Below are 25,956 nucleotides of genomic sequence, written 5' to 3' on the forward strand. Positions count from 1 at the left end.
GCTCTAGCCGAATTTTACCGATTTAAGGCGGGCTCTCCTGAAAAATATTCTTCCAGCTCTTTTAAGGTAGCTTCAGAAGTAGCGATATCTTTCACAATTTCGCCTTTATCGAGTACCACAATTCTTTCACAAACTTCAGTAACATGAATAAGATCATGACTGGAGATCAAAAAACTGGTTTCTTTGGTTTCTGAAAGTTCTTTGATGAGCTTCTTCAGCCTAATTTGAGTGGTGGGATCGAGATTGGCAAAAGGTTCATCGAGAATTACCAGCTGCGGATCACCCAGAAGCGCCGCCACAATTCCAACCTTCTTTTGGTTACCTTTAGAAAGATCGCGCAAATACTTTTTGCGGCCCAGGATTTCACCGTTAAAAAAGTCTTCGAATTTAAGCAAAAAGCTGTCTACATCGGCCCTATTGCGGTTGCGCAATTCTCCAATAAAATAGAAGTATTCTTCAGGAGTTAAATAGCCTATAAGGAAGCTCTCATCGATAAAAGAGGAAGTAAAACTTTTCCAGGCTTCACTTTGACTTACCGTGATCTCATTGTTGAAAATATTACCGGTTGTGGGCTGAATAAGGTCGAGCAGTAAACTGAAAAATGTGGTTTTTCCTGCACCATTATTCCCAACCAGCCCGAAGTTCTGACCTCTGGCGATTTCGAGATGTTCTATGTTGAGCACGGTAGTACCGCTATATACTTTTGAAAGATTTGTAACTGTTATCATAAGATATTTTTTATTCTCCAGATTGCTTAAAACCCTGAATCATTTCATATTTATTTTTTACATACAGGCCTGTGATCTTTTCGAATAAAACAGATCGCAACAATAAGCCTGCGGCACCCATTAAACCTAGAACAGCCAGAGCAATTTCAAAACTGCTGAAACGCTGCACCAACCAGAAAATAAATACAGGCAATGCCATTAAGGGTATGCTTACGAGCCACTGTGCGGCACCCATCCCCTGGTAATTCATAAAAGGACTTTTATCTAAATCTATACGTTTGCGGTTAAAAGCTCCCGAAAACAATAAAACCGGAACATTAACACCTAAATTATAGAGCGCGCAGATAAGATTGATGAGGAAAATATCCCAGCCAAAGTAAACGTATGGTGTGGCTAAAATTGCCAGTACCACTACACTAAAACTTATGAGTGCAGCTTTTGAAGCCAGGTATTCCTTCACCGCAATATTTTGCGTCATTATCATTGGATAGTATGAAGCATCCCAGGAAGGCACAAACTGCCCGAAATTAATCATAAAAACGCCGGTGATAAAAATACCTACGAATATGAAAAAAGAGGGCATCTCCTGGTAGGTGTCGTTTGGATAAAAAATCATTCCATAAAACAGAAAGATTAGCGACATATAAATTGCCGCTTTGGGGCGTTTGTTTCTCCAAATTAGTTTTAAATCAAGCTGAAGAAAAGGTGCGATGCTTCCTAACTTCCTGGTCCATAGAAAATCCTGGGTTTGGGCTTCTTTTTGTTTTTCCTTTAAACCGGCATCCAGATAAAATTTGCTTTGAAGGTAAAATTTATTCCAGTAAAAAAGAATTACCACCAAAATTAAGGGAATAAAAGCCAGGACAGGAGAGATGGCCAGGTACCCCAAAGCCTTTCCGAAGTATAGGCGAAGCGGCACAATTCCGTAGTAATCTAAAGCGGCCAGGCCGGCTATAATAACCACCAGCGGAATCAAAGCTTTTAGGTTTTCGGTAAATTGTTTTTTAATTATAAAGTTGAAGTAGTTAACGCATAAACTCAAACAGCTAATGGCAAACATCCAGGCCACGATGTGAAACTTGCTGTAATCCCCGGTGTAGATGCAAAAAAGACCGAATGGAATAATGACAAACAGCGGTAAAATATTGTAAAAAGAGTATAGGGATTTAAGCAGTAAGAAGTTCACCACTTTTGGTTTAGAAACAGGAAGTATAAGCAGGGGTTTTATATCGATCACCGGAAGGCTTTGCAGCATAAACCTGTAAATCAATTCAAAAACCAGCCAGGCCAGCACCATATTGTTTACCAGTATAAGCGGGTCTTCATCGGGATAGGCGTCTTTTAAAATCGGGTAAAGGGCTGTACCCAGTACAAGAAAAGACACTGCAAAATACAGGGCGAGAAAAATAAGGAGAATGCGAAGTCCTAAACTCTTTCCGAAGCTTGCAGACCTGAAAAAGGATTTCCATTCCAGCTTAAAAAACCGTAGATACATGAAACTGTGTTTGCTTACTAGTATAAAAATTTTACTTTTTGTTACATTTTAAAAAGCCACATACTTTGTACTTTTGTCCACAAATTTTTTTTGATGTACGCATTTCATAAGTTAAAAATAAAAGAAGTTATACGGGAAACCCCGCAGGCTGTAAGCCTTTCATTTGAAGTTCCTGAAGACCTTAAAGAGGATTTTAAATTTAAAGCCGGGCAGTACCTCACTATAAAAGCGCATATAGAGGGCGAAGAATTACGAAGATCTTATTCCCTGTGCTCAGCTCCCGGAAATGGAGAATATAAAGTTACCGTAAAAGAAGTTGAGGGAGGCAGATTCTCCAGCCTGGCCAATAACAAGTTAAAAGCAGGCGATATGCTTGAGGTGCACCCGCCCGAAGGAAAATTTGTGTTGGTTCCCGGTGAAAAAAATAAGGTTTATGCGGCTTTTGCAGCCGGCAGCGGGATTACTCCCATTATGTCTATTATTAAAACCGTACTTAAGGAAGAACCCCACAGCAAGTTTATTCTTACCTATGGAAACAAATCTCCCGACGAAACCATTTTCTTCAGGGAATTATTAAAGCTGCAGTCAGAATATCCTCACCGATTATTTATCGAATTCGTCTACAGTCGTACCCGCGAAGAGCAATCTCATTTTGGGCGTATTGAAACCAGCACGGTGAATTATGTGCTTAAAAATAAATTTAAAGATCATCCTATAGATGATTTCTACCTCTGTGGACCTGAAGAAATGATCAATCAGGTGAAAGAGGTTTTGCTTCAAAACGGGATTGCGAAGGAAAAAATTCACTTTGAGCTTTTCACCAGCAAAAATACCGGCGAGGTAAAAACATTTGAACACGGGCGCACCCAATTAAGTATTCTGGTAGATGACGAGGAAACCAGTTTTGAAATGGACCAGGCCGATACTGTACTGGACGCTGCCCTGGAACACGATCTTGATGTTCCCTACTCCTGCCAGGGCGGAATTTGCAGCAGCTGCATTGCCCGAATTACCGAAGGCCAGGCCGAAATGGCAAAAAATCAAATCTTAACCGATGAAGAAATCGCCGAAGGTTTAATTCTTACCTGCCAGGCGCATCCAAAAACTCCGGTTCTAAAAGTAGATTTTGATGATGTTTAAATAAAACTTCAAAGTATTAAAAGGGCTGTCTAAATTTTGAAATTTTAGACAGCCTTTTTTTATTCTCCCAAAAGCATAGATTTTATTCGTGAGACTACTGCCTGGGGCGGAATGCTGCCTGTGGCATTTTCATAGCCTTCAGGATATTTGTCCCCATATACCGAAGTAGGGATTTTTGGATATTTGCTCAAATCGGGCAACAAACTGTTTTCTTCAGGTTGCATAAAGGGTCTAAATCCGGCAAAGGGATGGGTGACTCCCCAAATACTTAGAACCGGCACCCCAAACATCGCTGCTAAATGCCCATTCCCGCTATCCATAGATATCATCGCGTCCAGGTTAGAAATAAGGGCCAGCTCATCGCTAAAATCATACTTCCCGGCGAGGTTGTATACATTTTCTCCAGTTTCAGCCAGAACCTGCAATTTTTGTTTTTCCTCCTTTCCGCCTCCAAAAAGGAAGATTTGAAAATCGGTTTCCCGGCTGAGTTGAGTTATCACCTCCTTCATCAATTCCAGAGGATAGACCTTAGAAAGATGTTGTGCAAATGGCGCAATTCCCAGCCATTTTCCCGGTTTGTTGCCTACCAGTTCCACTATTTTCTTCGGAATGTTTTTTTTCTTCGGAAAGCTGTATGAATTAAGGTCTATGGGGTAACCCAGGCTGGCAAACACATCGGCGTAGCGCTGGTGTGTAGATTTTAGAGGCTTCAGCAGTTTATTGGTTTCCCGGGTGAGCGCCTTTTTTTCTTCCCGGCCCTTGTCGATTTGCACCACAGGAATTCCGAAGAGAAAAAATACAGATTTTAAAATATTGCTGCGCAATACATTATGAAGATCGGCAACCTTTTCAATTCCCTCATCGCGCAAATCTTTAGCCAAACAACCTAAACCTATCACCCCGCTATGCACTCCATTTACATCGGCTGCATAAAAACTGAGGTTGGGAATATCATCAAAAATCGGCTTAAAAAAAGCCCGCGATAACATAGTGATTTTTAAATTGGGGTAGGTATTCACCAGGCACCGAAGCACAGGCACAGTCATCGCCACATCTCCCATTGCCGAGAGTCTTATCACCAAAATACGAGCTCTTGCTGAAGCAGTTATATTTTTTTCAGAAAAGCTCATAGAATAAGTTTTATTTATTTCGAAGAACCGGGTTGAGTTCGTCGTCGTTATACATTTTCATTTGCCTGTACACTTTCATATACTTTTTCCCGGCAGCAATATCTTCAAGCAATTGATCTATGGCGGTAGAAAGATCTACTCTTTGCTCCAATAACACATCGAGTTTGGCCTTACATTTCATTTGATGTTCCTGCGAAGCATCTTCGCGATTGGCCTCTTCGTGCATATGATAAATCTTAAGGGCTAAAATCGAAAGCCTGTCTATAGCCCAGGCCGGACTTTCTGAATTGATAGTCGCATCTACGGCCGGCTCTACTTCACTGTATTTTTCGAGAAAATAACTGTCGATATATTCTACCGTATCGGTACGATCCTGGTTGGAAGCATCGATTTTACGCTTCAATTCAAGCGCAGCTACCGGGTCTATGTTGGTATCCCGAATGATATCCTCGTAATGCCATTGCACGGTATCTATCCAGCATTTTCTATATAAAAGATGTTCAAGAAGTTGGTTATCATTGTCGTAAGGATTAGAAAATTCCTGATCTACGCTGTCAATTTCGTGATATTTTTCAATTACCTGCTGAAAGATTTTATTGGCTTTATCTGAAAACATAAAATGTAAATTCTGAAGATTTTAAATACGATTATTAAGTGAGCAGAAACTAAATTCCCGCTAAAACTTTGCTTTTGCAAAGGTATTATAAATTCCACAAGTATTTCAGGGTGCTTGCTAAAGAAAGGGTAACACGAAGGGCAGTAAGATGAGCAGGGCTAAAAGTATTTCCTTGAAAATTTTATCTTTTTTACGATCAAAATAATTGGAAACCACGATGCTTAGCGGTACAAAAAAGAAGATAAGCTCGCTGCCGTTTTTTGTAGGAGCTAAAATCGCAACCGAAGCAGCCACCCCCAGAAAAACCAAAACCAGATTAAGCGAGGCACGCATACTTACATTGGCTTTGTTTATTAGCTTTAGAAAAGTTCCCAGCGTCCAGAGCAAAAGGCTTAGAAAAATACTCAGCGGAATCAAAATTTTCAATTCCCTGTAATTTGAAAAATCAAAATTGGAGCTTTGGTGCCACTCCCAAAACCAGTAAATTTCCTCATAAGCCAGCAAATGAAAACAAATGCTTAGCAATGCCACAGCCAGGAAAGCCACCGGGGGTATAAGCCAGTTTTTGAAATAAGGCAGGTAAAACAACACCCCAACATACACCAGCAGAATAAAAAGTATGCTCCAAAAGTAAAAAAGCGAGGCAATAAAGATCCAGAAACTCGCGTCGAAAATCTTCATTTGCATGTCTTTGTTTGACCTTAGGCTAATAATTCTACGAAAGGCCAGCAAGACAAACAAATTCGAAAAAATAACGGGATGGTTTACCAATAAAGGGAAAAAGGAACAGGTGAAAAGTGCAAAAAACAGGACTTTGTAGGCGCTGCGCCGGGTTAATTCATTTTTCTTGGCGATGAAATTAAGCACATAGGCCGAGAGCAAAAAAGCCAGAAAACTTCCCAGTTTTTCACCAATAACCGCTATTTCGAGATCGTAATCCCATAAGCTGAGATTTGCAATCACAAAAAAAACCGCCATAAAAATTGCTATGGCGATTCCGTTAATAGGTTTTGATTTGCTAAAAAAGCTTGTAAGCACTGGTCTTTTTTATATTTTTGTACACTAAAATAATAAAGTTATTATTGAGCGCAGCGCTTTTTAATTTATTGCCTGCATTTCCATAAAATCCTGGTTTTTTAAAACTCCATATTATGAAAGATATTTTTGAAGGCATCGCCTGGTTGTTCGAAGAGATTTTATTCATTCCCCTTGATTTTCTTCGCGAACTTGAGCTAAGCTCCTGGTGGGCAGCCAATGCACTAAATTTCATCTTTGTACTGGTAGGCTTCGCAGCTTTCTTTTACTGGATGAAACAGTTGAAAAAATTCAACGATAACGACGAAGAAAACCGCGATCCTTCAGCTCATTCTTTCTTAGGATAAGTCGAAACCAAGATCTTTTCTAAAATACATCTTATCAAAATGTACATTTTGGGCATTTTGATAGGATTTTTTTAGTGCCTCTTTGTAATCCTTTCCAAAGGAAGTTAGTGCGATTACCCGCCCGCCATTGGTCACCAGCCTGGTATCTTTCATTGCAGTACCTGCGTGGAAAACTATAGAATCTTCTACCTTTTCAAGGCCTGTAATTTGCTTTCCTTTTTCATAAGTTTCAGGATAACCTCCTGAGACCAGCATCACTGTCACCGCCGAGCGCTCATCGATTTCAATATTGGCTTCATCGAGTTTTCCCTGGGCCAGTTTATCAAGAATTTCAACCAGATCTGATTTTAGTCTTGGTAAAACCACTTCGGTTTCGGGATCACCCATTCTTACATTATATTCGATCACTTTTGGTTCGTCTCCCACCTTGATCAGGCCTATAAAGATAAAGCCTTTATAATCTATTTCTTCCTTAGAAAGTCCATCTACCGTAGGTTTTACGATGCGCTGTTCGATCTTTTCCATCAATTCGGCGTCGGCAAAGGGTACAGGGGAAATCGCTCCCATCCCGCCGGTGTTCAGGCCGGTGTCGCCTTCACCAATTCGTTTGTAATCTTTGGCGGTAGGCAAAATTTTATAGTTCTTCCCGTCGGTTAGTACAAAAACGCTTAGTTCAATTCCATCCAGAAACTCTTCGATCACCACTTTTGCACTGGCCTCACCAAATTTCTTATTGGCCAGCATATTTTCGAGTTCAGATTTTGCCTCGTCAAGATCGTTTAAAATTAAAACCCCTTTTCCGGCTGCCAGGCCATCGGCTTTTAAAACGTAGGGAGGTTTTAGAGTTTCGAGGAATTTCTTTCCCGCTTCCAAGCTTTTTTCGGTGAAACTCTCGTAGGCTGCCGTTGGAATATTGTGCATCGCCATAAACTCCTTAGCGCGCTCCTTACTACCTTCCAGTAAAGCTCCGCGTTTTGAGGGACCAATGACTTTAACCTGTTTCAAAGACTCATCTTCAGCAAAGAAATCGCTTATTCCTTCAACCAGGGGATCTTCTGGCCCCACGATTAGCATTTCGATATTTTCCTGAAGCACAAAGTTTTTTATCCTTTCAAAATCGGTGACTTTTAAATCTATATTTTCAGCGATTTCGGCAGTTCCGGCATTACCGGGGGCTACAAATAATTTGCTGCATTTTGGGCTTTGTGATATCTTATAGGCAAATGTGTGCTCACGGCCGCCAGAGCCAAGGATTAAAATTTTCATCTTTGGAATATTTGGTTGTGCAGCCAAAAATAATTGTTTGTAAATTGAAGCACCAATAAAAACGTATAAAATAGTCCTTTGCCCTTGGATTGGTTCAAACTTTCATTACAACTCAACCGTTTTCCCATTAACAGGGCACAAAAGTTGCTGCAGCAAATTCAACAAATTCCCGAATCTGATTTTCCTGAGTACCTGGAAAAAACCCGGCAGGAAATCCTCAGTTTTCATCTGGAAAACAATAAATTTTACAGGGATTTCTGCGGGAGAGATCACATTTTAGATTGGAACCAGGTGCCGGTGCTGGAAAAGAAACATCTTCAGCAACCGCTTAAAAACCGCTTGAGCAAAGGTTATAATCGCAAGAATTCGTACGTAGGGAAAACCTCGGGTAGCAGCGGGGAACCATTTATTTTTGTAAAAGATAAATTCACTCACGCCCTTAGCTGGGCGGGGTTCAGCGATCGTTACCACTGGCACGACATAGACCTCAACAAAAGCCTGCAAGCCCGGTTTTATGGAATCCCCTTAGATTTTTACGGAAATATTCAGGAACGGGTTAAAGATCGCATAAGTCTTAGACGACGCTTTAATATATTCGACCTCAGCGAGGAGAAAATGGCCGGTTTTTTAAAGCGTTTTGCCAGAGAAAAATTCAATTATATCAATGGTTATACCAGTGCGATCCTGCTTTTCGCTAAATATGTGAAAAAGCAGGGCCTAATTTTAAAAGGAATTTGCCCCAGTCTTAAGCTTTGTATAGTAACTTCTGAAAGACTTTTCGAAAAAGACAAAGAACTTATCGAAGCGGCTTTTGGTGTACCGGTAGTAAACGAATACGGCGCCAGCGAAGTAGGCCTTATCGCTTTTGAAAATAGAAAGCAGGAATGGGTGGTGAATTCTGAAGATCTCTTTGTTGAAATTCTCGATGAGAATAATCAGCCTGTAGCTCAGGGCGAAAAAGGCCGTATGGTTATAACATCTCTGTATAATCGCGCCCAACCTATGATTCGCTATGATATTGGCGACACGGGAATGCTATCGCCAAAGAGTACGCTCAAAAAACCAATTTTAGAAAAACTAATAGGCAGAACCAACGACATTGCCAGGCTGGCCAATGGAAAGGTGGTGCCGGGACTAACATTTTATTATGTTACCAAAACCATCATAGAAGATACTGGAAACATCAAGGAATTTGTAATTAGCCAAACCACTCTCGATGCTTTCAAAATTGAGTATGTGGGTGAAAAAGCCTTTACCGAAACCCAAATTAATAATATTCTCACCTCTATAGAGCGCTATGTAGGCAAAGACCTTAGAATTTCATTCGAAAAGAAGGAATTCCTGGAGCGAACAAAAAGTGGAAAACTAAAGCAATTCACCTCACTACTCTAAGGCTTTTACCTGCTTTTGCTTCACGAAAAAATGCTCCTTTAAAAACATCCCCATACATTTTAGGCTTTTAAAAAAGGAGAAGCCAAGCACCCGGTGGTAAATCCTGAAATTGTATTTAAGCAAATCCCATTTATTTCCTGAAACCGAATTTTGTCTTTTTCGGTATATGGCCAGGGGCTCCCTGATGCTTTTTGCGGTACCGCCTTTTTTGATCGCAGCCAGCCATAACCCCCAATCCTGTCGTTTTCGTATTTCAGGGCCGAAAATTTTCCCGGTTTTTCTTACCCAATAGATCCCGGTGAGATTGCCTACATAATTTGCCCTCAATAATTTCTGATAAGTAAGAAACGGAAGGGCTTCAACGATTTCCCGGCGGTGCTTTCCATCTTCGTCGATTCGCTCATAACTTGAAAAACTAACCCCCAGATCATTTTGCTGCATAAAATTTACCTGGGTTTCCAGCTTATTAGCTTTCCAGAGATCGTCGGCGTCGAGAAAGGCGATGAATTCTCCCCGGGCTTTTTCAATTCCCAGGTTTCGCGATTTCCCGGCACCCATATTTTCTGAATTCTCTATAAGCTGAATTCGGGATTCCTCTCTGCTGAAATTTTTAATAATTTCTGAAGTGCGATCTTCTGAAGCATCATCTATAACAATGAGTTCCCAATTTCGCCAGCTTTGCGCACTGATAGATTCAATAGCCTCGCCTATAAATTTTTCAGCATTAAATGCCGGCATAATAATCGAGACCAGAGCTTGTTTTTTCATTACCGCCGTATATGCTTGGAAAAATCTTTATGCTCACTCTTTTCCAGCTCCTCCCGGGATAGGCCTTTAAAGTACTCGTAAGTGATTTTCATCCCTTCCTGGCGGCTCACCCTGGGTTCCCAGTTTAAAACCTGCCTGGCGCGACTTATATCGGGCTGGCGTTGCAGCGGATCGTCTTTAGGCAGTTCTTTGTAAATGATTTTTTGATTGGTTCCGGTTAACTGAATGATTTCTTCAGCAAAATCTTTTATGGTGATTTCTTCAGGGTTTCCAATATTCACGGGCTCGCTGTAATCGCTTAGCAGAAGCCTGTAAATGCCTTCTATTTGATCGTCTACATAACAAAAGGACCTTGTTTGCATGCCGTCCCCAAACACGCTTAAATCCTCTCCTCTTAACGCCTGACCTATAAAAGCAGGAATTACCCTGCCATCGTTTAATCGCATTCGGGGACCGTAGGTGTTAAATATTCGTGCGATCCTGGTTTCCAGGCCGTGAAAGCGGTGATAAGCCATCGTTAGAGATTCCATAAAGCGTTTGGCCTCATCATAAACCCCCCGCGGACCGATGGAATTCACATTTCCGTAGTATTCTTCATTTTGGGGATGTACCAGCGGATCTCCATAAACTTCAGAAGTTGATGCGATAAGAATTCTCGCCTTTTTTTCCTTGGCCAGGCCCAGCAAATGCAAGGTCCCCACCGAGCCTACTTTTAAGGTTTGAATAGGGATTTTAAGGTAATCTATAGGGCTGGCGGGAGATGCAAAATGAAGTATATAATCCAGTTTTCCCGGTACGTGCACGAATTTGGTAACATCGTGATGGTAGAACTCGAAATCTTCGTGATGCATAAGATGTTCGATATTCTTCACATCGCCGGTAATGAAATTGTCCATCCCAATTACCTGGTAACCTTCTTTAATAAACCGGTCGCACAGGTGAGAACCTAAAAATCCGGCTGCCCCGGTAATGAGTATTTTTTTGCTCATAAAGTTTGAAGTTTACTCAAAAGCTGAGTTTCTGAATTAAGCTGCTGAAAATTACTGAAATTTCAGGAAAGGCTGTTTTTATTCAATTTTGCAAGGCTTTCCTGCCAGGTTTGAGGAACTATTCCAAAATTTTCCTGAAGCTTTTTTTTGGATAAAACGCTATAAACCGGACGTTTTGCTTTGGTTTGGTAACTGTCGTCACGCTTGAGCTTAATATGGGAATTACCCGATAATTTCAAAATTTCGGCAGCAAAATCGTACCAGCTTGCCTGCCCCGAATTGCTAAAATGGTAAACTCCGAATTGTTTGTTTCCCGAATTAATAATCTCAATTAAAAATTGAGCCAGGTCGTTTGCGTTGGTGGGAGTTCCGGTTTGCGCCCCGGTAATTTTTAGATCGGCTCCTTCTTCGGCCTTTTTCAGGATGGTATTATAGAAATTATGCCCAAACTGAGAGTAGAGCCAGGAGGTTCTCACAATAAAATATTGCTCCAGTGTTTGCTGAATCAATTCTTCCCCCTTCAATTTTGAAGCTCCGTACACATTTATGGGATTGGCGGGATCCTCTTCCAGGTAGGGAGAATTAGCCTTTCCATCGAAAACATAATCGGTCGAAATATGAAGAAGGCAGGTGTTATGCAACGAACAAACCTCAGCTAAATTTTTTGCTCCGGTGGCATTTACCAAAAATGCTTTTTCTGAAGCACTTTCGGCCTGTTCTACATTGGTATAAGCCGCGCAATTAATGCAAAAATCAAAAGTTTCATTAGTAAATGCCGCTTCGATGGCCTCCCGGTTAGTTATATCCAGCCCACCTGAGCTATAAAAACTGAATTTTATATCGCTCTGTTTTTCGGCCAGAACCTGAAGGCATTTTCCTAACTGCCCGTTGGCTCCGGTTACCAGTACATTTTTCATCCAAACACTGCTTTTAACCGGGGTTGTGCCAGGTCTTTTTCAGAAATAATCATTTCTTCCTCCGGAAATTCCCAATCTATGGCCAAATCTGGATCGTTATAGATAATCCCAGCCTCTGAGCCCGGGTGATAATATTCGTCGCATTTATAGGCAAAAACCGACCTTTCAGAAAGGGTTACAAAGCCGTGCGCAAAACCTGCAGGAATAAAGAGCTGAAGCAGTTCTTCATCGTCAAGAATAATTTTAAAAGTCTTTTTAAAAGTGGGAGAATCGGGTCGCAGGTCTACCACCACATCCAAAACTTTTCCCGAAATAGCCCGCACGATCTTGGTTTGCGCAAATTCCCCGGTTTGATAATGAAGGCCGCGTAAAACCCCTTTGGTAGAAATCGACTGATTATCCTGCACGAAATCTTTCTCAATCCCTGTGAGTTCTATAAATTTTTTTCGATGGTAACTCTCAAGGAAAAGTCCGCGTTTATCCCGAAAAATATCGGGTTTTATGATAAAACAGTCTTTTAAGGGAGTTTCAATTTTTTGCATTTTTTAATCTTTTGATTTAAAGATTTGTTCTAATATTTTTTCGGTAATGAGATAAGTAGGTTTTACACCTGTGGTCCCCAAACCTCCCGAGGCCAGTGTGCTTCCTGTCTCCAAAGGATTATCTGAAGCATAGTAAGCATATCTTACCTTCACGTTTTCTGAAATGCTGCCTCTTATCTTAGAAGCCGCCTGAATCGCTTTTTGGTAATGAACACCTTCCATCTCCAGGCCGCTCACCTTCCAGGTAGATTCGTGAAAGTAAGAGAGTATGTCTTTATTTTGAAGCGAGGTTCCCAAAACCGTGATCATAGCTCCGTCTACGACTTTAATTCCGTTTCCTTCCAGATCTTCTTTGGTAAGTTCATTTATAAAGGGATAATTATCGGCCGTACCTTCAAATAAATGTGCCGAAGGCACCATGATATCGCCTTTTTTGCCATCTAGAATTCCGGCTTTCCCCATAATGGAAACCGAAACCACATTGAGTTTAATCTCGTTTCCTTCAAAAGTATAGGGTTTTAAAAGCTCATCCATAGTTTCGTAGGCCTGTTCTCCAAAGGCATAATCCATCACCACGATCACGGGCATTTTTTCTGTACTCGCATTGGGCACAAGATCTTTATAGCCTCCTTTTATAAGCGTCGTATCAAAAACCTGCACGTCTATATTGGTGCCGCTTTTGTCTTCCAGAAATTTCATCCCGTTATCCAAAGCATATTTCATCACCTGGTTTCGAAGTTGCCCGTTCGAGCTGTCACTTAGCTCTTCATAGATCTCCAAAGCCTTTTGTTTTTTAAGCTTTTCGGCCAGGGCTACAGGAGTATACAGGGTATTCATTACAGAGTGCATATTGGCACTAATTATATGAATTGGCCTTTCCAGCAGATTTTCGGCCAAAAGGTATTTCTTGATATTATCGGCCCAAATTTCACCGTGTAAGTGGTGCCCCAATCTTTCCCGAAGTACCGGACTAAAAGTAATAATGCGTTTTTTATTGTTAATCACTTCTTCGATGGCCAGTTTTCCCAGCCAATAGATAATTTCGAGAAAGCGATCGGGTTTTTGGCTGAAGGCGAATTTCCCGTAAATATTACTTACTTCAGAAAATGTTCTTCCCAGAATATTGGCGGTATGTGTTAGGGCTACTTCGCGTTCTTCCTGGCAAAGTTCTTCAGTTTTTAAAGCTGCTTTTTCAAGTTTTTTCCAGTCGCGGGTAACATTACCTTCCTCATCGATTAAAACCCTGCGGCTTATTTTATGAGACTCGATAAAAAGAAAAGTAAGATGCGTTAAAATATCATAGATTTCAGATCGGCCGCGGGTAATCTCAATATTCATCTGCTCCTCGTCTATGCGGTAGCAATTTCTACGTCGTTTTGGCGGAACAATGGGTTGAAAATGCGAATTTCCATAACCTTCATCGCTGGTAAGGTTAATATAGGTACACTCTTCAATGCCTTTGGGCAAACGATCTATCACATAGAGAAGTCCATCCAACTCGGCCTTATCGTCGGCGATTGAACCGTAAATCTCGGGACGTAAAGTGAGCAAAGCTTCCCTAAGGGTCTCTCCAGAAACCCCCATAGGTTTATAAAAGCCACGATTAAAGAGATGCCGCATAGTTACATACAAACGCTCAATAGCATTTGTACTTTCCTGTGCACGGGTGCGACCCTGTAATTTTAAATTTATCATAGATTTCTATTCATTAATAATTTTCTCCAGGGCATTGGCAATTTTGCGATCGTTAGCCAGCCTTGGTAATTTATTTTGCCCTCCTAATTTCCCGATAGATTTCATATACTGCTGAAACCCATTTTCGGGGACTATAGTCACTTTGAGCGGCTGCAGGATTTTGCCTTCAATAAGGTCAAAATAATACGAATTTTGCTGCTGAAGTGCCTTATCCAGGATTCCGCGAAATTTATCCATATCGGCAGGCTCATTTTCAAACTCTACAAACCATTCGTGATAAGGCAATTCTTCGTTGGCCGGGGTGATTTGCGGAGCTACGCTAAATTCGCTGATTCTTGCTCCGGTCGCTTCAGTGGCTTCCTGCATAGCGTATTCTACCTCCTTGGCAATCACGTGTTCGCCAAAGGCCGAAATAAAATGCTTTATTCTTCCAGAAACTATTAGCTTATACGGTTTTACTGAAGTAAACTGAATGGTATCGCCAATGTTATAGGCCCATAAGCCGGCATTGGTAGAAACCAGCATCACATAATTAACCCCAACCTCAACCTGGCCAATACCTAATCTTGCAGGATTTTCATCGAAAAATTCTTCAGCCTTAATAAATTCATAGAACATGCCCGAATTAAGCTGAAGCAACATGCCTCTATCCTGCTGTTTATCCTGAAAAGCGAAAAAGCCTTCAGAAGCCGGGTAAAGTTCGATGCTATCTACCTTTCTACCTATTAAATTCTCGAATTTGGCCCGGTAAGGCTCATAATTTACCCCGCCGTAAATAAAGAGGTCAAAATTTGGAAAAAGATCCCCAACCTTTTTTCCTGTTTTTTGCTGAAGTCTTTCAAAATACATTTGCACCCAGGAGGGAATACCGCTAATCACGCTCATATTCTCATTTCGGGTTTCCTCCACAATGGCATCTACCTTGGTTTCCCAGTCTTCAATACAATTGGTTTCCCAGCTGGGCAGCCTGTTTTTTTGGAGATAGGAAGGAACATAATGCGCCACGATTCCTGAGAGCCGGCCCAGTTTCACTCCATTCTTTTCTGAAAGCTCGGGGCTACCCTGTAAAAAGATCATCTTTCCATCCACAAATTTTGCGTTTCCTGTTTCTGCGATATAGCACAAAATCGCATTTCGGGCGGCATCGATATGTGTGGGCATTGATTCTTTAGTAAGCGGAATATACTTTGCACCGCTGGTAGTTCCCGAGGTTTTGGCGTAATAAAGCGGTTTCCCCGGCCACAGTATATCGGGTTTTCCCGCCACCATTTCGTCTACATATTCGCGTAACTCCTCATAATCCCTAACGGGCACGTTTTTGACGAAATCGGCGTGGTTTTTTATGTTTTCGAAATTGTGATCTTTTCCGAATTTGGTGTTTTTAGCCTGTTCAATTATCTCACGAAACACCTTCTCCTGGGTGGCTTCCGGATGTGAAGCCCAGGAATTGATTTTCTTTCTTATGTAGGCTGCGAATATTTTTGCAGCAAATGCTTTTAGAGACATATTTTAATCAAAATCTATATAATCTGTTGGGTCTACAGGCACTCCTTCGTTCCAAAGTTCAAAATGCAGGTGAGGGCCTGTACTAAATTCTCCGGTAGAACCTGCAGTGGCAATCACTTCGCCGGCTCTCACGGTGTCTCCCTGTTCTTTGGTAAGGGAGGCATTGTGTTTATAGACCGAAAGCAAACCGTAACTGTGTTTTAAAATCATCACATAACCCGTAGCTGTGGTCCATTCAGCGAAAATAACTCGCCCATCGGCTACGGCTTTAATCGGCGAATTTCGTGCTACTACTATATCTACCGCGTAATGCCTGTTTTTAGCGTCATAAGCTTCAGAGATCGAACCTTTAACCGGTGCAAATAATGAAAAGTCTATATTATCGGTATCTCCGGGAAGCAGATTATACTTGTCTTCCTGGGCTACCTGCTCACGTAAAAGCGAGTCGGCACGCGAGGGTTCTATGGCTTCAATTTCAAGATATTCTGAATTTCCCTCAAAGGTAGAATCACGGTTTAAAGCACCAAAATCGCTCTCCCCGCTAAGCACGCTTTTAATAGAATTTAAATACTGGTTATTGATGCGCAACACCCGTTGCAAAGAATCTGTTTTATAAGCCAAAGTCGCCGACTGTCTTTTAAGCTCGGCACTGGAATAACCCGGGATATACTCCCTTAGAGGGGTAAAGGAAATAATTATTGTGGTAAGTGCGATTAGAAAGATAGCACTGGCCGTGACTGTGACAAACACATTAAGCCGGGTGAGTTTAAATGAGAGTCGTTCTTCAAAAGTGTCTTCATTCAAAATAACCAAACGGTATTTATGCAGAAGTTTTTTGGCGAATTTTCTCTTATGTTCTTTAGGTTCGGCCATAATTTTTACAAAGATAAATGAAAATTTCGGCGGAAGGCTGTTCTGCCCGGGCTATTCAAAAGCCTTAAGTTTTCGCAATTCCCTATCTGCCAAAATTTGAAGTGATTAAGCCAGGCTTAGACTGAAAAGCACAGGACCCGGCCTGAATAAATTTACTGCTCATTAACGTATTAATACGTTTATTCTTGTTAAGTTTGTAATATTAAATATAGAGATTATGAATGCATTTATTTTACCGCTGGTTATAGGAGCTCCACAAATTATTCTAATCGTAGTGGTAATTCTCCTGTTATTCGGAGGCCGAAAAATACCTGAATTAATGAGAGGTTTAGGAAGTGGGATCAAAGAATTTAAAGATGCTTCCAAAGATGATGAGGATAAAAACAAAATTCCTGAAGACAAGAAATAAATTTTTCTCCTAAAAATATCGATGCCCAACTTTTTCAGGTTGGGCATTTTTTTTATTTGATTTTTGCCGATTGTAAGATGGCATCCAGTTCAAAAATATTGTCTCTTTTGCCTCGTGAGGGAGAGAAAACAAAACCTTCAAGAATCAAGTACCGGTTATTGGCTTCGTCTCTTACCGCGTAATTCACAAAAGGCCCGGCCATAAAAGCATTTTTCACTTCCCAGGTACCACGGGTTTCATAGGCGAATTTGCCGTCTATCTGGCTATCGAATAGATAAGGAGCATAGGCTTCTTCAGTAATCATATAACTGCCGTCTACCGGCCCGGGAATATGCGCCAAACCAATAGAATCTCTCAGGGCAATAATATTCCCAATTACATTGGTATCTTTTTCTATTCGCGAAAGCGGAACTTCATAGATAAGAATTTCCATATTCCCCTTCTGAATTTCTTTGCGAATCCAAACGAAATTTTCCTCTTCCAGGGCATATCTGTAAGCACTGGGAAATTTAAGCGATAAACCGAATTTTTTCTTTAAACGGGCGTCATCTTTAAGCGATTTGCCCATTCTGCGTTGCTTTTCCTTTAATTCGGTTTGTTTGAATAGCCGAACGATATTCTCGCCTTCCTTATCGAGTAAATCGCTTATTTGCTGCTTATCACCACGAACAATCACCCCGGTTTGAGGCCTTGAGTAAACATTTGAAACAACATTTACAGCGGTATCGGCCGATTCTTCTACCTTAAGAAATAAGCGGTTTTTGCGAACAAAACCCGAGAAGGTAGAGGGTGGAATCTGACTTAATGAGAATAAAGGCTCTTCCTGCGGAAGCCCTTCGACACTGGCCGCCAGGTTTCGTCTAATACTCTCTCCTACTTCCCCTTCCCATAGATCATTTTCAATTACAACAGTAACCTGGTTAATATTTCCTGAAGAATCGGTTAAGACTCTATCAGATTTTTCGTTGGAATCATTACAGGAAATAAACAGTAAAAAGCCTAATACGAGGTAAAGGGGGTTTTTCATTTTTAAAGTTTTAAATTATCAGGACCCGTTAGAAAGCTTCAATTTCATTCCGGGTTTCAGGGTATTATTACCCATTTGGTTCCAAGTCCTCAAATTTTGTACCGTAACGCCCGGAAATTTTTTCGAAATGCTCCATAAGGAGTCTCCGGGTTTCACTGTATAATATTGAGGCGCCTTATTTTGTTGGGAAGTTTTGCTGCTATTATTTGCAGTAGCAACCGGCTTACGCGGATAAATAGTAAGGTATTGCCCCACTCTTAAGTTATTGCTTCTCAGGTTATTCCAGGATTTAATATTGCTCACCCCTACCCCATAAGTTTGTGCAATTTTACCTAAATAATCCCCGCTTTTCACTCGATACCTTATGCGCTCTTCGGCTTCGGTATACTGAGGCAATTCTTTTTTATTTTCTTCAATATCTCTCGCTGCATAATTATAAATCTCGGCTTCGTTGGTTACAAACTTTCCGGTAACCGTAGAGGGCAATCTTAAAACCGATTCCCTTCCTTCAATATGCGGAATCACATCGAGCTTGTATCCCGGATTCAAAAACTGAAGCATTTCCTTTCTCACTCCTGTTACTTTCGCAATATGGTCGAAAGTAAGCATTTGTTTCACGTGTAAGGTATCGGTTTCAAAATAAGCCAGTTCGGGTTTTTCTGGTTGAAACCCGTGCGCATCGGCATACTCGAATAAATACATCGTAGCTAAAAAGGCAGGAACGTAACCGGCAGTTTCTCTTGGGAGAAATCTTCTTAGGTGCCAGTAATTGGTAGAACCACCGCTTCGTCGTATGGCTTTGGAAACATTTCCGGGGCCTGAATTATAGGAAGCCAGGGCAAGGTCCCAGTCTCCAAAAGTTTTATAAAGACTGGAGAGATATTTGGCTGCAGCTTCAGTAGCCAGCATTGGGTCCATACGTTCATCTACATAAGAACTCACATCGAGCCCGTGCATTTTCCCGGTGGCGAACATAAATTGCCAGATTCCGGTGGCACCCACCCGCGAGCGGGCCCTGGGATTCAATGCCGATTCCACGATGGCCAGGTATTTCATCTCTAAGGGAATATCATACTTATCCATTTCGGCTTCGAACATAGGAAAGTAATATTCACTAAGCGCCATAAGTCTTTCCATAGAGCGCTTATTGCGTTTTAGATAAGATTTAATCACGCTTTCCAGCGACGGATTATATTCTACATTAAAAGGGGTTCTGGCATTTAAACGGGCCAAACGGGCCTTGAGGGTATCGGTAGAAAGCTCTTCGAATACAACTTCGTTGTAATCCTGCTGAAGCATTTCTTCCTGCAGGGTATCAAAAAGATCTGAATTGGTTAATTCGGCACGCCAAATCGAGTCTATCCTGGCTGCCTTGGGCATATCTTTAAGCTCTACTTTGGCCGATTCCCTGATTACTGCAGAAATGGGAAGCCTGTCTTTAAATTCAGGGTCGGGATGGGTAAGAACAATTTCACTGCTGTCGACCTTTTGAAAAATCTGAACCCGAAAATTGGCCTTTTCAACCTGTTTCCCGTTTTGCTCTTTCTGTGCATAGGCTCCTGTTACTCCCAGGGCCAACAGCAATGAAAATATCCTTTTAAGCATGGCGTTTTTTATTGTTTGTTAAGAAAACGCAAAATAAACAAAATTCGTACCCGATTAGCCTTTAATGGCTTCAATTCCGGGTAGGGATTTTCCTTCCAACATCTCTAACATGGCACCACCGCCAGTAGAGACATAGCTTACCTGATCTTCGAAGCCGAATTTTTTAACAGCAGCAACCGAATCTCCACCTCCTACCAAAGAGAAAGCGCCATTTTTAGTCGCTTCTGCAATGGCTTTTCCAAGGTTAATTGTTCCTTTTGAAAAAGTATCCATTTCGAAAACTCCAAGGGGGCCATTCCAAAGAATGATTTTTGATTTTTTGATGATTTCAGCGAAATTTTTGGTGGTTTCAGGACCTACGTCCAGTCCCATCCAACCATCGGGAATATTATCAACTGCTTCCACCTGGGTATTGGCCTGTTCAGAAAAACTGTCGGCGATTACCGAATCTACCGGAAGATGTACCTCCACTCCTTTTTCTTCGGCCTTTTTCAAAATTTCCAAAGCCAGCTCCTGCTTATCTTCTTCAACCAGCGAATTTCCAATTTTACCTCCTTTGGCCAAAATAAAGGTATAGGTCATCCCTCCGCCAATAATCAAATGGTCAATTTTATCAAGTATGTTCTCTATCACAGTGATCTTTGAAGAAACCTTTGCGCCTCCAAGTACCGCGGTAACTGGTTTTTCTTTAGAATGTAACACCTTGTCCAGGCTTTCGATCTCACGGGCCAAAAGATAGCCGAAACACTTCTCTTCAAAAAATTTGGCTACAATGGTAGTTGAAGCATGTGCTCTGTGAGCGGTACCAAAAGCATCATTCACATAAATATCTCCCAGTTTGGAAAGTTTTTGTGCAAAATCTTCATCGCCTGCCTTTTCCTCGTTGTGAAATCTCAGGTTTTCCAATAGAAGAATTTCACCAGGTTTAAGGGAATCGGCAGCTTGCTGCACATCTTCTCCCACGCAATCATTAACAAATTTGGGCTCTACGCCAATTATTTCTTTAAACTTGCTAATTATATGTTTTAAGGAATATTTTTCTTCTTTGCCTTCAGGACGACCCAGGTGTGACATTAAAACCACGCTACCACCTTCTTCAAGAATTTTTATTATGGTGGGTTTGGCAGCTTCAATTCGGGTGGCATCGGTTACCTCTCTATCGGCATTTAAGGGTACGTTAAAATCTACCCGTATCAAGGCTTGTTTGTCTTTAAAATTAAAATCTTCTATAGTTTTCATACTTATGCTTTCTTACAAATATAATTTTTTCCGAAGAGATTAAAGTGTATATAAATTTTATATTTGCCTATGCTATTTTCAGAAGTTATCGGGTTAAGTCACCTCAAGAATCACCTTACCACCACGGCCGATAATATGCGAATTCCGCACGCTCAATTGTTTGTGGGAAATAACGGCAGCGGCACTTTGCCCCTGGCCATCGCTTATGCCCGATACGTGCTTTGTAAAAATACCGGCGGAGAAAATAAAAACGGGAATGAAAGCTGCAATCTTAAATTCGGAAATTTCTCTCATCCAGACCTGCATTTTGCCTTTCCTGTAGCCACTACAAAAGAGGTGAAAAAGCACCCGGTTTCCTCTAACTTTTTAACTGAATGGCGGGACTTTTTGAAGTCAAATCCCTACGGAAGTTTATTCGACTGGTATCAAAAACTGGGCATAGAAAATAAACAGGGCCAAATTGGTGTAGATGAAGCCCAGGATATCGTAAAAAGACTATCGCTCAAATCTTACGAAGGCGGATTCAAAGTGATGATTATCTGGATGGCTGAAAAAATGAATGCGGCAGCCGCCAACAAATTGCTTAAGCTTATCGAAGAACCACCCAAAGACACCCTGTTTTTATTGGTTACCGAAGATGAAAAGCAAATTATTCAAACTATACGTTCCCGTTGCCAGGCTTTACATTTTCCCCCGCTACCCGAAAACGACATTGCCGATTTCCTTATCAGGAAAGAAAACTGCAATGCGGCTGAAGCTTTAAAAATCGCTCACCAGGCAAACGGAAGTTACACCCGTGCACTTCATCTTATGAAAAAGGATTCGGGTGACGAACAATTCGAAACCTGGTTTATTACCTGGGTGAGAACCGCTTTTAAAGCCAAAGGGAATAAAGCCAGTATCCTGGGTCTTATTGACTGGAGTGAAGAAATTGCCGGTGCCGGGAGGGAAACCCAGAAAAACTTTTTGCTGTATTGTATGGATTTTTTCAGGCAGGCCCTTATGCTCAATTATCAGGCCCGCGATTTGGTGTATTTGGAACCTGCTACCAAAGGTTTTCAGCTGGAAAAATTCGCGCCATTTGTACACGGCGGGAATATAGCGGCAATCACCAAAGAACTGGAAGAGGCAACTTACCATATTCAGCGAAATGCCAACGCACGAATTATCTTTACCGATTTATCCATAAAACTAACCCGACTATTACACGCTAAATAATTGTTTATGGCAAACTTACTTAACCACATTACCGAAATTCTTATTTTAATCTTTATCGCAATTACCTTTCTGCAATCGGGCATCGATAAAGCAACCGACTGGGATGGAAATATCTCCTGGTTAAAAGGTCATTTTTCCAAAACCATACTTGCAGGCAGTGTTCCGTTTATGGTGGGAGTGATTTTGATCATAGAGATCATCACCGGGGTTCTGGCCATTTTAGGAATCATCTGGCTTTGGTTATATTCCGAGGCAGATTTCGCCCTGTATGCTGCCATTTTAGCCTGTATAACGCTGTGTATGCTGTTATTTGGACAGAGAGTCGCCAAAGATTACGCAGGGGCTTTTACTTTAACAGGATACTTTATCATTAGTATTTTTGGAGTTTATCTGCTTTCATAGACCAAGAAGCTATAAAATAAAAACGGCCTGTTGCATCTAAAACAGGCCGTTTTTATTTTTGACTAATTTAAACTTAGTCTTTCTTATATCTCTCGTTTAGATCTTTTAAAATTTCTTCGGTGATATCACGACCTTCTTCAGCATACATAATGCTGGCAGATTCGTTAGACCCAAAGATATAGGTATAGTTGTTCTCTTCTCCATATACCTTTACATAGTCTTTTACTTTATCTACCAAAGAATCTATAGCTGCATCGCTTTCCTGGCGCAATTGCCCTCCAACAGTTTGTTGCTGCTGCTGAAGTCTTTGCTGTTTTTGCATTAACTCCTGCTCGCGCTCCTGTCTCTGGGTATTGTTCATACTCCCCATTTTTTCCTGGTATTCCTGAACCTCCTTCTGAAATTCTCTGGCAGCAGAATCCAATTCCTGTCTTACCGACTCAGAACGGGTGTTGAATTTAGCTTCCACATCTTTCATTTCAGAATATTCCTGAATTAAACGGGTGGTATCTACATAGGCAGTCTTTTCATTCGAACAGGCTACAAACATTCCGGCAGTAATTGCCACTATAAAAAGTTTTTTCATTTTGCTTGATTAATTTATTTCGTGACAAAGGTATAAAACATAATTTTTAATCCCTGTCTAATATTTATTGGCTTCCACCCAAAAAATCACAACAATCAAATAAACTGATAATAAAAAATTCTAATATAAAATTACTTTATCAAAAAAGAGGTAAATACAAGCCTTATAATCAATTTAAAAAATAAACCCACCCAGAACCCTGTAATTTAGGCCTAAAAGAGCTTAAAACGTCTTAAAATCGAAAATTTAGCTTTTTTTGAAGAAATAGACTAGGGAAGAATACTCTGAAGTTTGTTTTGCCTTTCTATTCGATTTCCACCCGTTTAAAAAAGCGACCGGTAAATTAGTTTTCCCGGTTTTATATTTTTCAGATAAGAGAGATACATAATAGGCATCGAAAATCAGCGGGCGGGTTTTTAAAAGTTCAAAGCCATTTTTTTGAAGTAAACTTTTTAAGCCGTTTTGGGAAAAATGCCAAAGGTGTCGGGGCACGTCATAAGCGGCCCAAAATTCTTTATATTTTTTTGCGTCATAACTTTTAAAGTTAGGCACGGCAATCACCAAAATTCCATTTTGCTTTAGAAGCCTTTTAAAATTTAAAATTTCGGCTTCAGGATCTGGAAGGTGTTCCAGCACATGCCAAAGGCTTATGACATCAAAATTATCCTGGGTAAGCATTTCTAATTTTTCGAAAAGTTGCAGGCCTTTTTCTTCAGCTCTTTTTCGGGCTTCCCTTCCAGGTTCGATCCCGTAAATTTCAAAATTTTGTTTTTTTGCTTCTATTAAAAAATCACCGGTGCCGGCCCCCACATCTAAAATTTTTGCCTTGGGAAAATACTCCTGTATCCAGCTTATTTTTTTCTGAAGCATATACTTTTTTACGCCTCCATAAATTTTATCGCTAAGAGATTTTCGAGAATCTGAATGGGAGATATAATTCTCGCTTTTATAATACTGCTGAAGATTTTCGGGAACGGGTTCGGTTTTTAAAACCTCTGTTTTTTCATCGGCAAGCAACTGAAATTCCTCCCCGCTTACCAGGTAATCTTTACAGCTTAAAAATTGATTTTGAAATGGCATAAAGGCTAAAAATAAAACCCGGGATTTTAGCCCGGGAAAATTATTGTTCCACGTGGAACGGCACAAATTTTATCTTCCCATATAAACAAGAAGCACCGAAATATCATTAGGACTTACCCCGCTAATTCGGCTCGCCTGGGAAACGTTTACAGGTTGAATTTTATTCAACTTTTCACGAGCTTCAAAAGACATCGATTTGATTTTACTATAATCAAAGTTCTTTGGAATTCTCACCTCCTCGAGTCGGTTGAGTTTATCGGCGTTGTTTTTCTCCTTCTCTATATACCCGGAATACTTCACCTGAATTTCGGTTTGGTCTAGCATCTCTTTATTTAAATTATGCTCCTGAATATAATCTTCAACACCGGGAAATTTTCTGATATCTTCCATACTAATTGAGGGCCTGGAAAAGATCTTAAAGATCTTATCGCTCTGCTTCATCGGTGAAGAATTATAGTCTTCCAAAACAGGATTCGCATCTTCGGGCACCACACTGGTTTCTTTGAGAAAGTTTACAAAATCAAAAGATTTTTGTTTTTTCTCCTCCATTTTCTTGAGGCGCTCTTCCCCGGCTAATCCAATTTTATAGGATTTTTCTGTTAGCCGAAAATCGGCATTATCCTGTCTAAGCAGGGTGCGATATTCGGCACGGGATGTGAACATCCTATAAGGCTCTTCTGTACCTTTGGTGATGAGATCATCGATTAAAACCCCGATATAAGCCTCGTTTCTTTTCAAAGTAAATTCATCTTCTTCCTTTACTTTTAAGGCCGCATTAAGTCCTGCCATCAAGCCCTGAGAAGCTGCTTCCTCATATCCCGTAGTACCGTTAATTTGGCCGGCAAAATAAAGCCCTTCCACCAACTTTGTTTCCAAAGTATGTTTTAACTGCGTGGGCGGAAAATAATCATATTCGATCGCGTAACCCGGCCTAAAAAATTTTACATTTTCAAATCCGGCGACACTTCGCAAAGCTTTAAATTGAACATCCTCGGGCAGTGAAGTTGAAAAGCCATTTACATAAACTTCCACAGTATCCCAACCTTCGGGTTCTATAAATAATTGATGCCGGTCTTTATCGGCAAAACGGTTGATTTTGTCTTCTATCGATGGGCAATATCTGGGACCTATACTTTGAATTCTTCCATTAAACATAGGCGAACGATCAAAACCTTCTTTAAGGATTTCGTGCACTTCGTTAGAAGTGTAAGTCATATAACAGGAGCGCTGTTTTTCCAGGGGCCTGGTTTCATCCAGATAAGAAAATTTACCCGGCTTCTTATCCCCGGGTTGTTCAATCATTTTAGAATAATCGAGCGAACGACCATCTACCCGAGGGGGAGTTCCGGTTTTCATTCGGCCAGCTTCAAAACCGAGATCAACAAGATCTTTTGTGATTCCGGTCGAGGCTCTTTCACCGGCTCTACCTCCACCAAAGTTTTTATCGCCAATATGAATCAATCCGTTTAAAAAAGTACCATTGGTGAGCACTACAGATTTACCAAAAACTTCAAGTCCGAGATTGGTTTTTACGCCAACAATTTTATCGTCTTTTACGATTAGCCCGGCAACCATTTCCTGATAGAAATCGAGATTTGGGGTACGCTCCAACCTTAGTCTCCAGTCTTCGGCAAAGCGCATTCTATCACTCTGCACCCTGGGGCTCCACATGGCAGGCCCTTTAGATTGGTTAAGCATTTTAAACTGGATGGCACTGGTATCGCTCACCAGGCCACTGTACCCGCCAAGAGCGTCGATCTCCCGCACAATTTGCCCTTTTGCAATCCCACCCATAGCCGGGTTGCAGCTCATTTGGGCAATATTCTGCAAATTCATAGTGATAAGCAGGGTTTTTACACCCATATTGGCAGCAGCAGCGGCAGCTTCACTACCGGCGTGCCCGGCTCCTACAACTATAACATCATATTCCTTTTCAAACATAAAAGCTCTG

At 41.0% G+C, this 25,956-nt stretch carries 25 protein-coding genes; 6 read left to right on the plus strand and 19 right to left on the minus strand.

Going from position 1 to position 25,956, the window contains the following annotated elements; all coding sequences use genetic code 11:
* Positions 1 to 14 precede the first annotated feature (14 nt).
* Entirely contained in the window at positions 15 to 728 is a 714-nt protein-coding gene (locus ACW6QP_RS00820) for an ABC transporter ATP-binding protein (protein ID WP_457908934.1), read from the minus strand.
* 10 nt (positions 729 to 738) lie between these two features.
* Positions 739 to 2,223 (minus strand): DUF5687 family protein, encoded by a 1,485-nt coding sequence (locus ACW6QP_RS00825; RefSeq protein ID WP_457908935.1) that lies wholly within the window; start codon positions 2,221 to 2,223, stop codon positions 739 to 741.
* Positions 2,224 to 2,316: 93 nt separating this feature from the next.
* Between ACW6QP_RS00825 and ACW6QP_RS00830 the strand changes: the two genes are divergently transcribed.
* Positions 2,317 to 3,363, plus strand: coding sequence for a 2Fe-2S iron-sulfur cluster-binding protein (locus ACW6QP_RS00830; RefSeq protein WP_457908936.1), 1,047 nt, complete (start codon positions 2,317 to 2,319; stop codon positions 3,361 to 3,363).
* Between the two features lie 59 nt (positions 3,364 to 3,422).
* Here ACW6QP_RS00830 and ACW6QP_RS00835 read toward each other — a convergent pair whose 3' ends face one another.
* The 3 genes from ACW6QP_RS00835 to ACW6QP_RS00845 form a co-directional block, all read right to left on the minus strand.
* Complete coding sequence (locus ACW6QP_RS00835; protein ID WP_457908937.1) at positions 3,423 to 4,493, minus strand: glycosyltransferase family 9 protein; 1,071 nt, start codon at positions 4,491 to 4,493, stop codon at positions 3,423 to 3,425.
* Between the two features lie 10 nt (positions 4,494 to 4,503).
* Positions 4,504 to 5,109, minus strand: coding sequence for a DUF4254 domain-containing protein (locus ACW6QP_RS00840; protein ID WP_457908938.1), 606 nt, complete (start codon positions 5,107 to 5,109; stop codon positions 4,504 to 4,506).
* Positions 5,110 to 5,226: 117 nt separating this feature from the next.
* A complete protein-coding gene (locus ACW6QP_RS00845) occupies positions 5,227 to 6,147 on the minus strand; it encodes a DUF6427 family protein (protein ID WP_457908939.1) in 921 nt (306 codons plus the stop codon).
* Positions 6,148 to 6,260: 113 nt separating this feature from the next.
* Between ACW6QP_RS00845 and ACW6QP_RS00850 the strand changes: the two genes are divergently transcribed.
* Entirely contained in the window at positions 6,261 to 6,491 is a 231-nt protein-coding gene (locus ACW6QP_RS00850; RefSeq protein ID WP_457908940.1) for a DUF6341 family protein, read from the plus strand.
* Here the strand turns inward: ACW6QP_RS00850 and purD are convergent.
* Complete coding sequence (gene purD / locus ACW6QP_RS00855; RefSeq protein WP_457908941.1) at positions 6,483 to 7,757, minus strand: phosphoribosylamine--glycine ligase; 1,275 nt, start codon at positions 7,755 to 7,757, stop codon at positions 6,483 to 6,485. The genes ACW6QP_RS00850 and purD overlap by 9 nt on opposite strands.
* 84 nt (positions 7,758 to 7,841) lie before the next feature.
* Here purD and ACW6QP_RS00860 point away from each other — a divergent pair, with 84 nt between their 5' ends.
* On the plus strand, positions 7,842 to 9,149 hold the full coding sequence (locus tag ACW6QP_RS00860) for a phenylacetate--CoA ligase family protein (RefSeq protein ID WP_457908942.1): 1,308 nt from the start codon (positions 7,842 to 7,844) through the stop codon (positions 9,147 to 9,149).
* Here ACW6QP_RS00860 and ACW6QP_RS00865 read toward each other — a convergent pair.
* From ACW6QP_RS00865 to ACW6QP_RS00895, 7 genes are all read right to left on the minus strand, one after another.
* The gene (locus ACW6QP_RS00865) at positions 9,141 to 9,917 is read right to left on the minus strand and encodes a glycosyltransferase family 2 protein (protein WP_457908943.1); all 777 of its coding nucleotides are present in this window, start codon (positions 9,915 to 9,917) and stop codon (positions 9,141 to 9,143) included. The genes ACW6QP_RS00860 and ACW6QP_RS00865 overlap by 9 nt on opposite strands.
* Positions 9,917 to 10,906 (minus strand): UDP-glucuronic acid decarboxylase family protein, encoded by a 990-nt coding sequence (locus tag ACW6QP_RS00870; RefSeq protein WP_457908944.1) that lies wholly within the window; start codon positions 10,904 to 10,906, stop codon positions 9,917 to 9,919. Before ACW6QP_RS00870 ends, ACW6QP_RS00865 begins: the two co-directional genes overlap by 1 nt.
* A 62-nt stretch (positions 10,907 to 10,968) precedes the next feature.
* A complete protein-coding gene (rfbD, locus tag ACW6QP_RS00875; RefSeq protein ID WP_457908945.1) occupies positions 10,969 to 11,823 on the minus strand; it encodes a dTDP-4-dehydrorhamnose reductase in 855 nt (284 codons plus the stop codon).
* Entirely contained in the window at positions 11,820 to 12,365 is a 546-nt protein-coding gene (rfbC, locus tag ACW6QP_RS00880; protein ID WP_457908946.1) for a dTDP-4-dehydrorhamnose 3,5-epimerase, read from the minus strand. Before rfbC ends, rfbD begins: the two co-directional genes overlap by 4 nt.
* Positions 12,366 to 12,368: 3 nt before the next feature.
* A complete protein-coding gene (locus ACW6QP_RS00885; RefSeq protein ID WP_457908947.1) occupies positions 12,369 to 14,060 on the minus strand; it encodes a DUF6909 family protein in 1,692 nt (563 codons plus the stop codon).
* Positions 14,061 to 14,066: 6 nt separating this feature from the next.
* Positions 14,067 to 15,566 carry a GH3 auxin-responsive promoter family protein gene (locus ACW6QP_RS00890; protein ID WP_457908948.1) on the minus strand — a complete coding sequence of 500 codons (1,500 nt, stop codon included), beginning with the start codon at positions 15,564 to 15,566 and terminating at the stop codon, positions 14,067 to 14,069.
* Positions 15,567 to 15,569: 3 nt separating this feature from the next.
* Positions 15,570 to 16,439 (minus strand): M23 family metallopeptidase, encoded by an 870-nt coding sequence (locus ACW6QP_RS00895; protein ID WP_457908949.1) that lies wholly within the window; start codon positions 16,437 to 16,439, stop codon positions 15,570 to 15,572.
* 217 nt (positions 16,440 to 16,656) lie between these two features.
* Between ACW6QP_RS00895 and tatA the strand changes: the two genes are divergently transcribed.
* Entirely contained in the window at positions 16,657 to 16,848 is a 192-nt protein-coding gene (gene tatA, locus ACW6QP_RS00900) for a twin-arginine translocase TatA/TatE family subunit (protein WP_457908950.1), read from the plus strand.
* Between the two features lie 52 nt (positions 16,849 to 16,900).
* Here tatA and ACW6QP_RS00905 read toward each other — a convergent pair whose 3' ends face one another.
* The 3 genes from ACW6QP_RS00905 to ACW6QP_RS00915 are packed head-to-tail and all read right to left on the minus strand — an operon-like array spanning position 16,901 to position 20,719.
* The gene (locus ACW6QP_RS00905; RefSeq protein ID WP_457908951.1) at positions 16,901 to 17,875 is read right to left on the minus strand and encodes a DUF4837 family protein; all 975 of its coding nucleotides are present in this window, start codon (positions 17,873 to 17,875) and stop codon (positions 16,901 to 16,903) included.
* An 18-nt stretch (positions 17,876 to 17,893) separates the two neighbouring features.
* Positions 17,894 to 19,480, minus strand: coding sequence for a LysM peptidoglycan-binding domain-containing protein (locus ACW6QP_RS00910; protein WP_457908952.1), 1,587 nt, complete (start codon positions 19,478 to 19,480; stop codon positions 17,894 to 17,896).
* 54 nt (positions 19,481 to 19,534) lie between these two features.
* Positions 19,535 to 20,719, minus strand: coding sequence for a phosphoglycerate kinase (locus ACW6QP_RS00915; protein WP_457908953.1), 1,185 nt, complete (start codon positions 20,717 to 20,719; stop codon positions 19,535 to 19,537).
* 69 nt (positions 20,720 to 20,788) lie between these two features.
* On the opposite strand from ACW6QP_RS00915, the gene ACW6QP_RS00920 reads away from it, so the two are divergent.
* On the plus strand, positions 20,789 to 21,937 hold the full coding sequence (locus tag ACW6QP_RS00920; RefSeq protein WP_457908954.1) for a DNA polymerase III subunit: 1,149 nt from the start codon (positions 20,789 to 20,791) through the stop codon (positions 21,935 to 21,937).
* 6 nt (positions 21,938 to 21,943) lie between these two features.
* On the plus strand, positions 21,944 to 22,339 hold the full coding sequence (locus ACW6QP_RS00925) for a DoxX family protein (protein WP_457908955.1): 396 nt from the start codon (positions 21,944 to 21,946) through the stop codon (positions 22,337 to 22,339).
* A gap of 73 nt (positions 22,340 to 22,412) precedes the next feature.
* Here ACW6QP_RS00925 and ACW6QP_RS00930 read toward each other — a convergent pair whose 3' ends face one another.
* The 3 genes from ACW6QP_RS00930 to mnmG all read right to left on the minus strand — a co-directional run bounded on the left by ACW6QP_RS00930 (position 22,413) and on the right by mnmG (position 25,946).
* A complete protein-coding gene (locus ACW6QP_RS00930) occupies positions 22,413 to 22,925 on the minus strand; it encodes an OmpH family outer membrane protein (RefSeq protein WP_457908956.1) in 513 nt (170 codons plus the stop codon).
* A gap of 246 nt (positions 22,926 to 23,171) precedes the next feature.
* Complete coding sequence (locus ACW6QP_RS00935; RefSeq protein ID WP_457908957.1) at positions 23,172 to 24,005, minus strand: class I SAM-dependent methyltransferase; 834 nt, start codon at positions 24,003 to 24,005, stop codon at positions 23,172 to 23,174.
* Positions 24,006 to 24,074: 69 nt separating this feature from the next.
* Positions 24,075 to 25,946, minus strand: a complete 1,872-nt coding sequence (gene mnmG / locus ACW6QP_RS00940) for a tRNA uridine-5-carboxymethylaminomethyl(34) synthesis enzyme MnmG (protein WP_457908958.1) — start codon at positions 25,944 to 25,946, stop codon at positions 24,075 to 24,077.
* Between the last annotated feature and the right edge of the window lie 10 nt (positions 25,947 to 25,956).

The organism is Salegentibacter haimaensis, from assembly GCF_054121495.1.

What these genes read in the sequence shown, in the direction of transcription:
- ACW6QP_RS00820 (WP_457908934.1), bottom strand. Translation starts at nt 728, where the DNA reads ATGATAACAGTTACAAATCTTTCAAAAGTATATAGCGGTACTACCGTG.
- ACW6QP_RS00825 (WP_457908935.1), bottom strand. Translation starts at nt 2,223, where the DNA reads ATGTATCTACGGTTTTTTAAGCTGGAATGGAAATCCTTTTTCAGGTCT.
- ACW6QP_RS00830 (WP_457908936.1), top strand. Translation starts at nt 2,317, where the DNA reads ATGTACGCATTTCATAAGTTAAAAATAAAAGAAGTTATACGGGAAACC.
- ACW6QP_RS00835 (WP_457908937.1), bottom strand. Translation starts at nt 4,493, where the DNA reads ATGAGCTTTTCTGAAAAAAATATAACTGCTTCAGCAAGAGCTCGTATT.
- ACW6QP_RS00840 (WP_457908938.1), bottom strand. Translation starts at nt 5,109, where the DNA reads ATGTTTTCAGATAAAGCCAATAAAATCTTTCAGCAGGTAATTGAAAAA.
- ACW6QP_RS00850 (WP_457908940.1), top strand. Translation starts at nt 6,261, where the DNA reads ATGAAAGATATTTTTGAAGGCATCGCCTGGTTGTTCGAAGAGATTTTA.
- purD (WP_457908941.1), bottom strand. Translation starts at nt 7,757, where the DNA reads ATGAAAATTTTAATCCTTGGCTCTGGCGGCCGTGAGCACACATTTGCC.
- ACW6QP_RS00865 (WP_457908943.1), bottom strand. Translation starts at nt 9,917, where the DNA reads ATGAAAAAACAAGCTCTGGTCTCGATTATTATGCCGGCATTTAATGCT.
- ACW6QP_RS00870 (WP_457908944.1), bottom strand. Translation starts at nt 10,906, where the DNA reads ATGAGCAAAAAAATACTCATTACCGGGGCAGCCGGATTTTTAGGTTCT.
- rfbD (WP_457908945.1), bottom strand. Translation starts at nt 11,823, where the DNA reads ATGAAAAATGTACTGGTAACCGGAGCCAACGGGCAGTTAGGAAAATGC.
- rfbC (WP_457908946.1), bottom strand. Translation starts at nt 12,365, where the DNA reads ATGCAAAAAATTGAAACTCCCTTAAAAGACTGTTTTATCATAAAACCC.
- ACW6QP_RS00885 (WP_457908947.1), bottom strand. Translation starts at nt 14,060, where the DNA reads ATGATAAATTTAAAATTACAGGGTCGCACCCGTGCACAGGAAAGTACA.
- ACW6QP_RS00890 (WP_457908948.1), bottom strand. Translation starts at nt 15,566, where the DNA reads ATGTCTCTAAAAGCATTTGCTGCAAAAATATTCGCAGCCTACATAAGA.
- ACW6QP_RS00895 (WP_457908949.1), bottom strand. Translation starts at nt 16,439, where the DNA reads ATGGCCGAACCTAAAGAACATAAGAGAAAATTCGCCAAAAAACTTCTG.
- tatA (WP_457908950.1), top strand. Translation starts at nt 16,657, where the DNA reads ATGAATGCATTTATTTTACCGCTGGTTATAGGAGCTCCACAAATTATT.
- ACW6QP_RS00905 (WP_457908951.1), bottom strand. Translation starts at nt 17,875, where the DNA reads ATGAAAAACCCCCTTTACCTCGTATTAGGCTTTTTACTGTTTATTTCC.
- ACW6QP_RS00910 (WP_457908952.1), bottom strand. Translation starts at nt 19,480, where the DNA reads ATGCTTAAAAGGATATTTTCATTGCTGTTGGCCCTGGGAGTAACAGGA.
- ACW6QP_RS00915 (WP_457908953.1), bottom strand. Translation starts at nt 20,719, where the DNA reads ATGAAAACTATAGAAGATTTTAATTTTAAAGACAAACAAGCCTTGATA.
- ACW6QP_RS00920 (WP_457908954.1), top strand. Translation starts at nt 20,789, where the DNA reads ATGCTATTTTCAGAAGTTATCGGGTTAAGTCACCTCAAGAATCACCTT.
- ACW6QP_RS00925 (WP_457908955.1), top strand. Translation starts at nt 21,944, where the DNA reads ATGGCAAACTTACTTAACCACATTACCGAAATTCTTATTTTAATCTTT.
- ACW6QP_RS00930 (WP_457908956.1), bottom strand. Translation starts at nt 22,925, where the DNA reads ATGAAAAAACTTTTTATAGTGGCAATTACTGCCGGAATGTTTGTAGCC.
- ACW6QP_RS00935 (WP_457908957.1), bottom strand. Translation starts at nt 24,005, where the DNA reads ATGCCATTTCAAAATCAATTTTTAAGCTGTAAAGATTACCTGGTAAGC.
- mnmG (WP_457908958.1), bottom strand. Translation starts at nt 25,946, where the DNA reads ATGTTTGAAAAGGAATATGATGTTATAGTTGTAGGAGCCGGGCACGCC.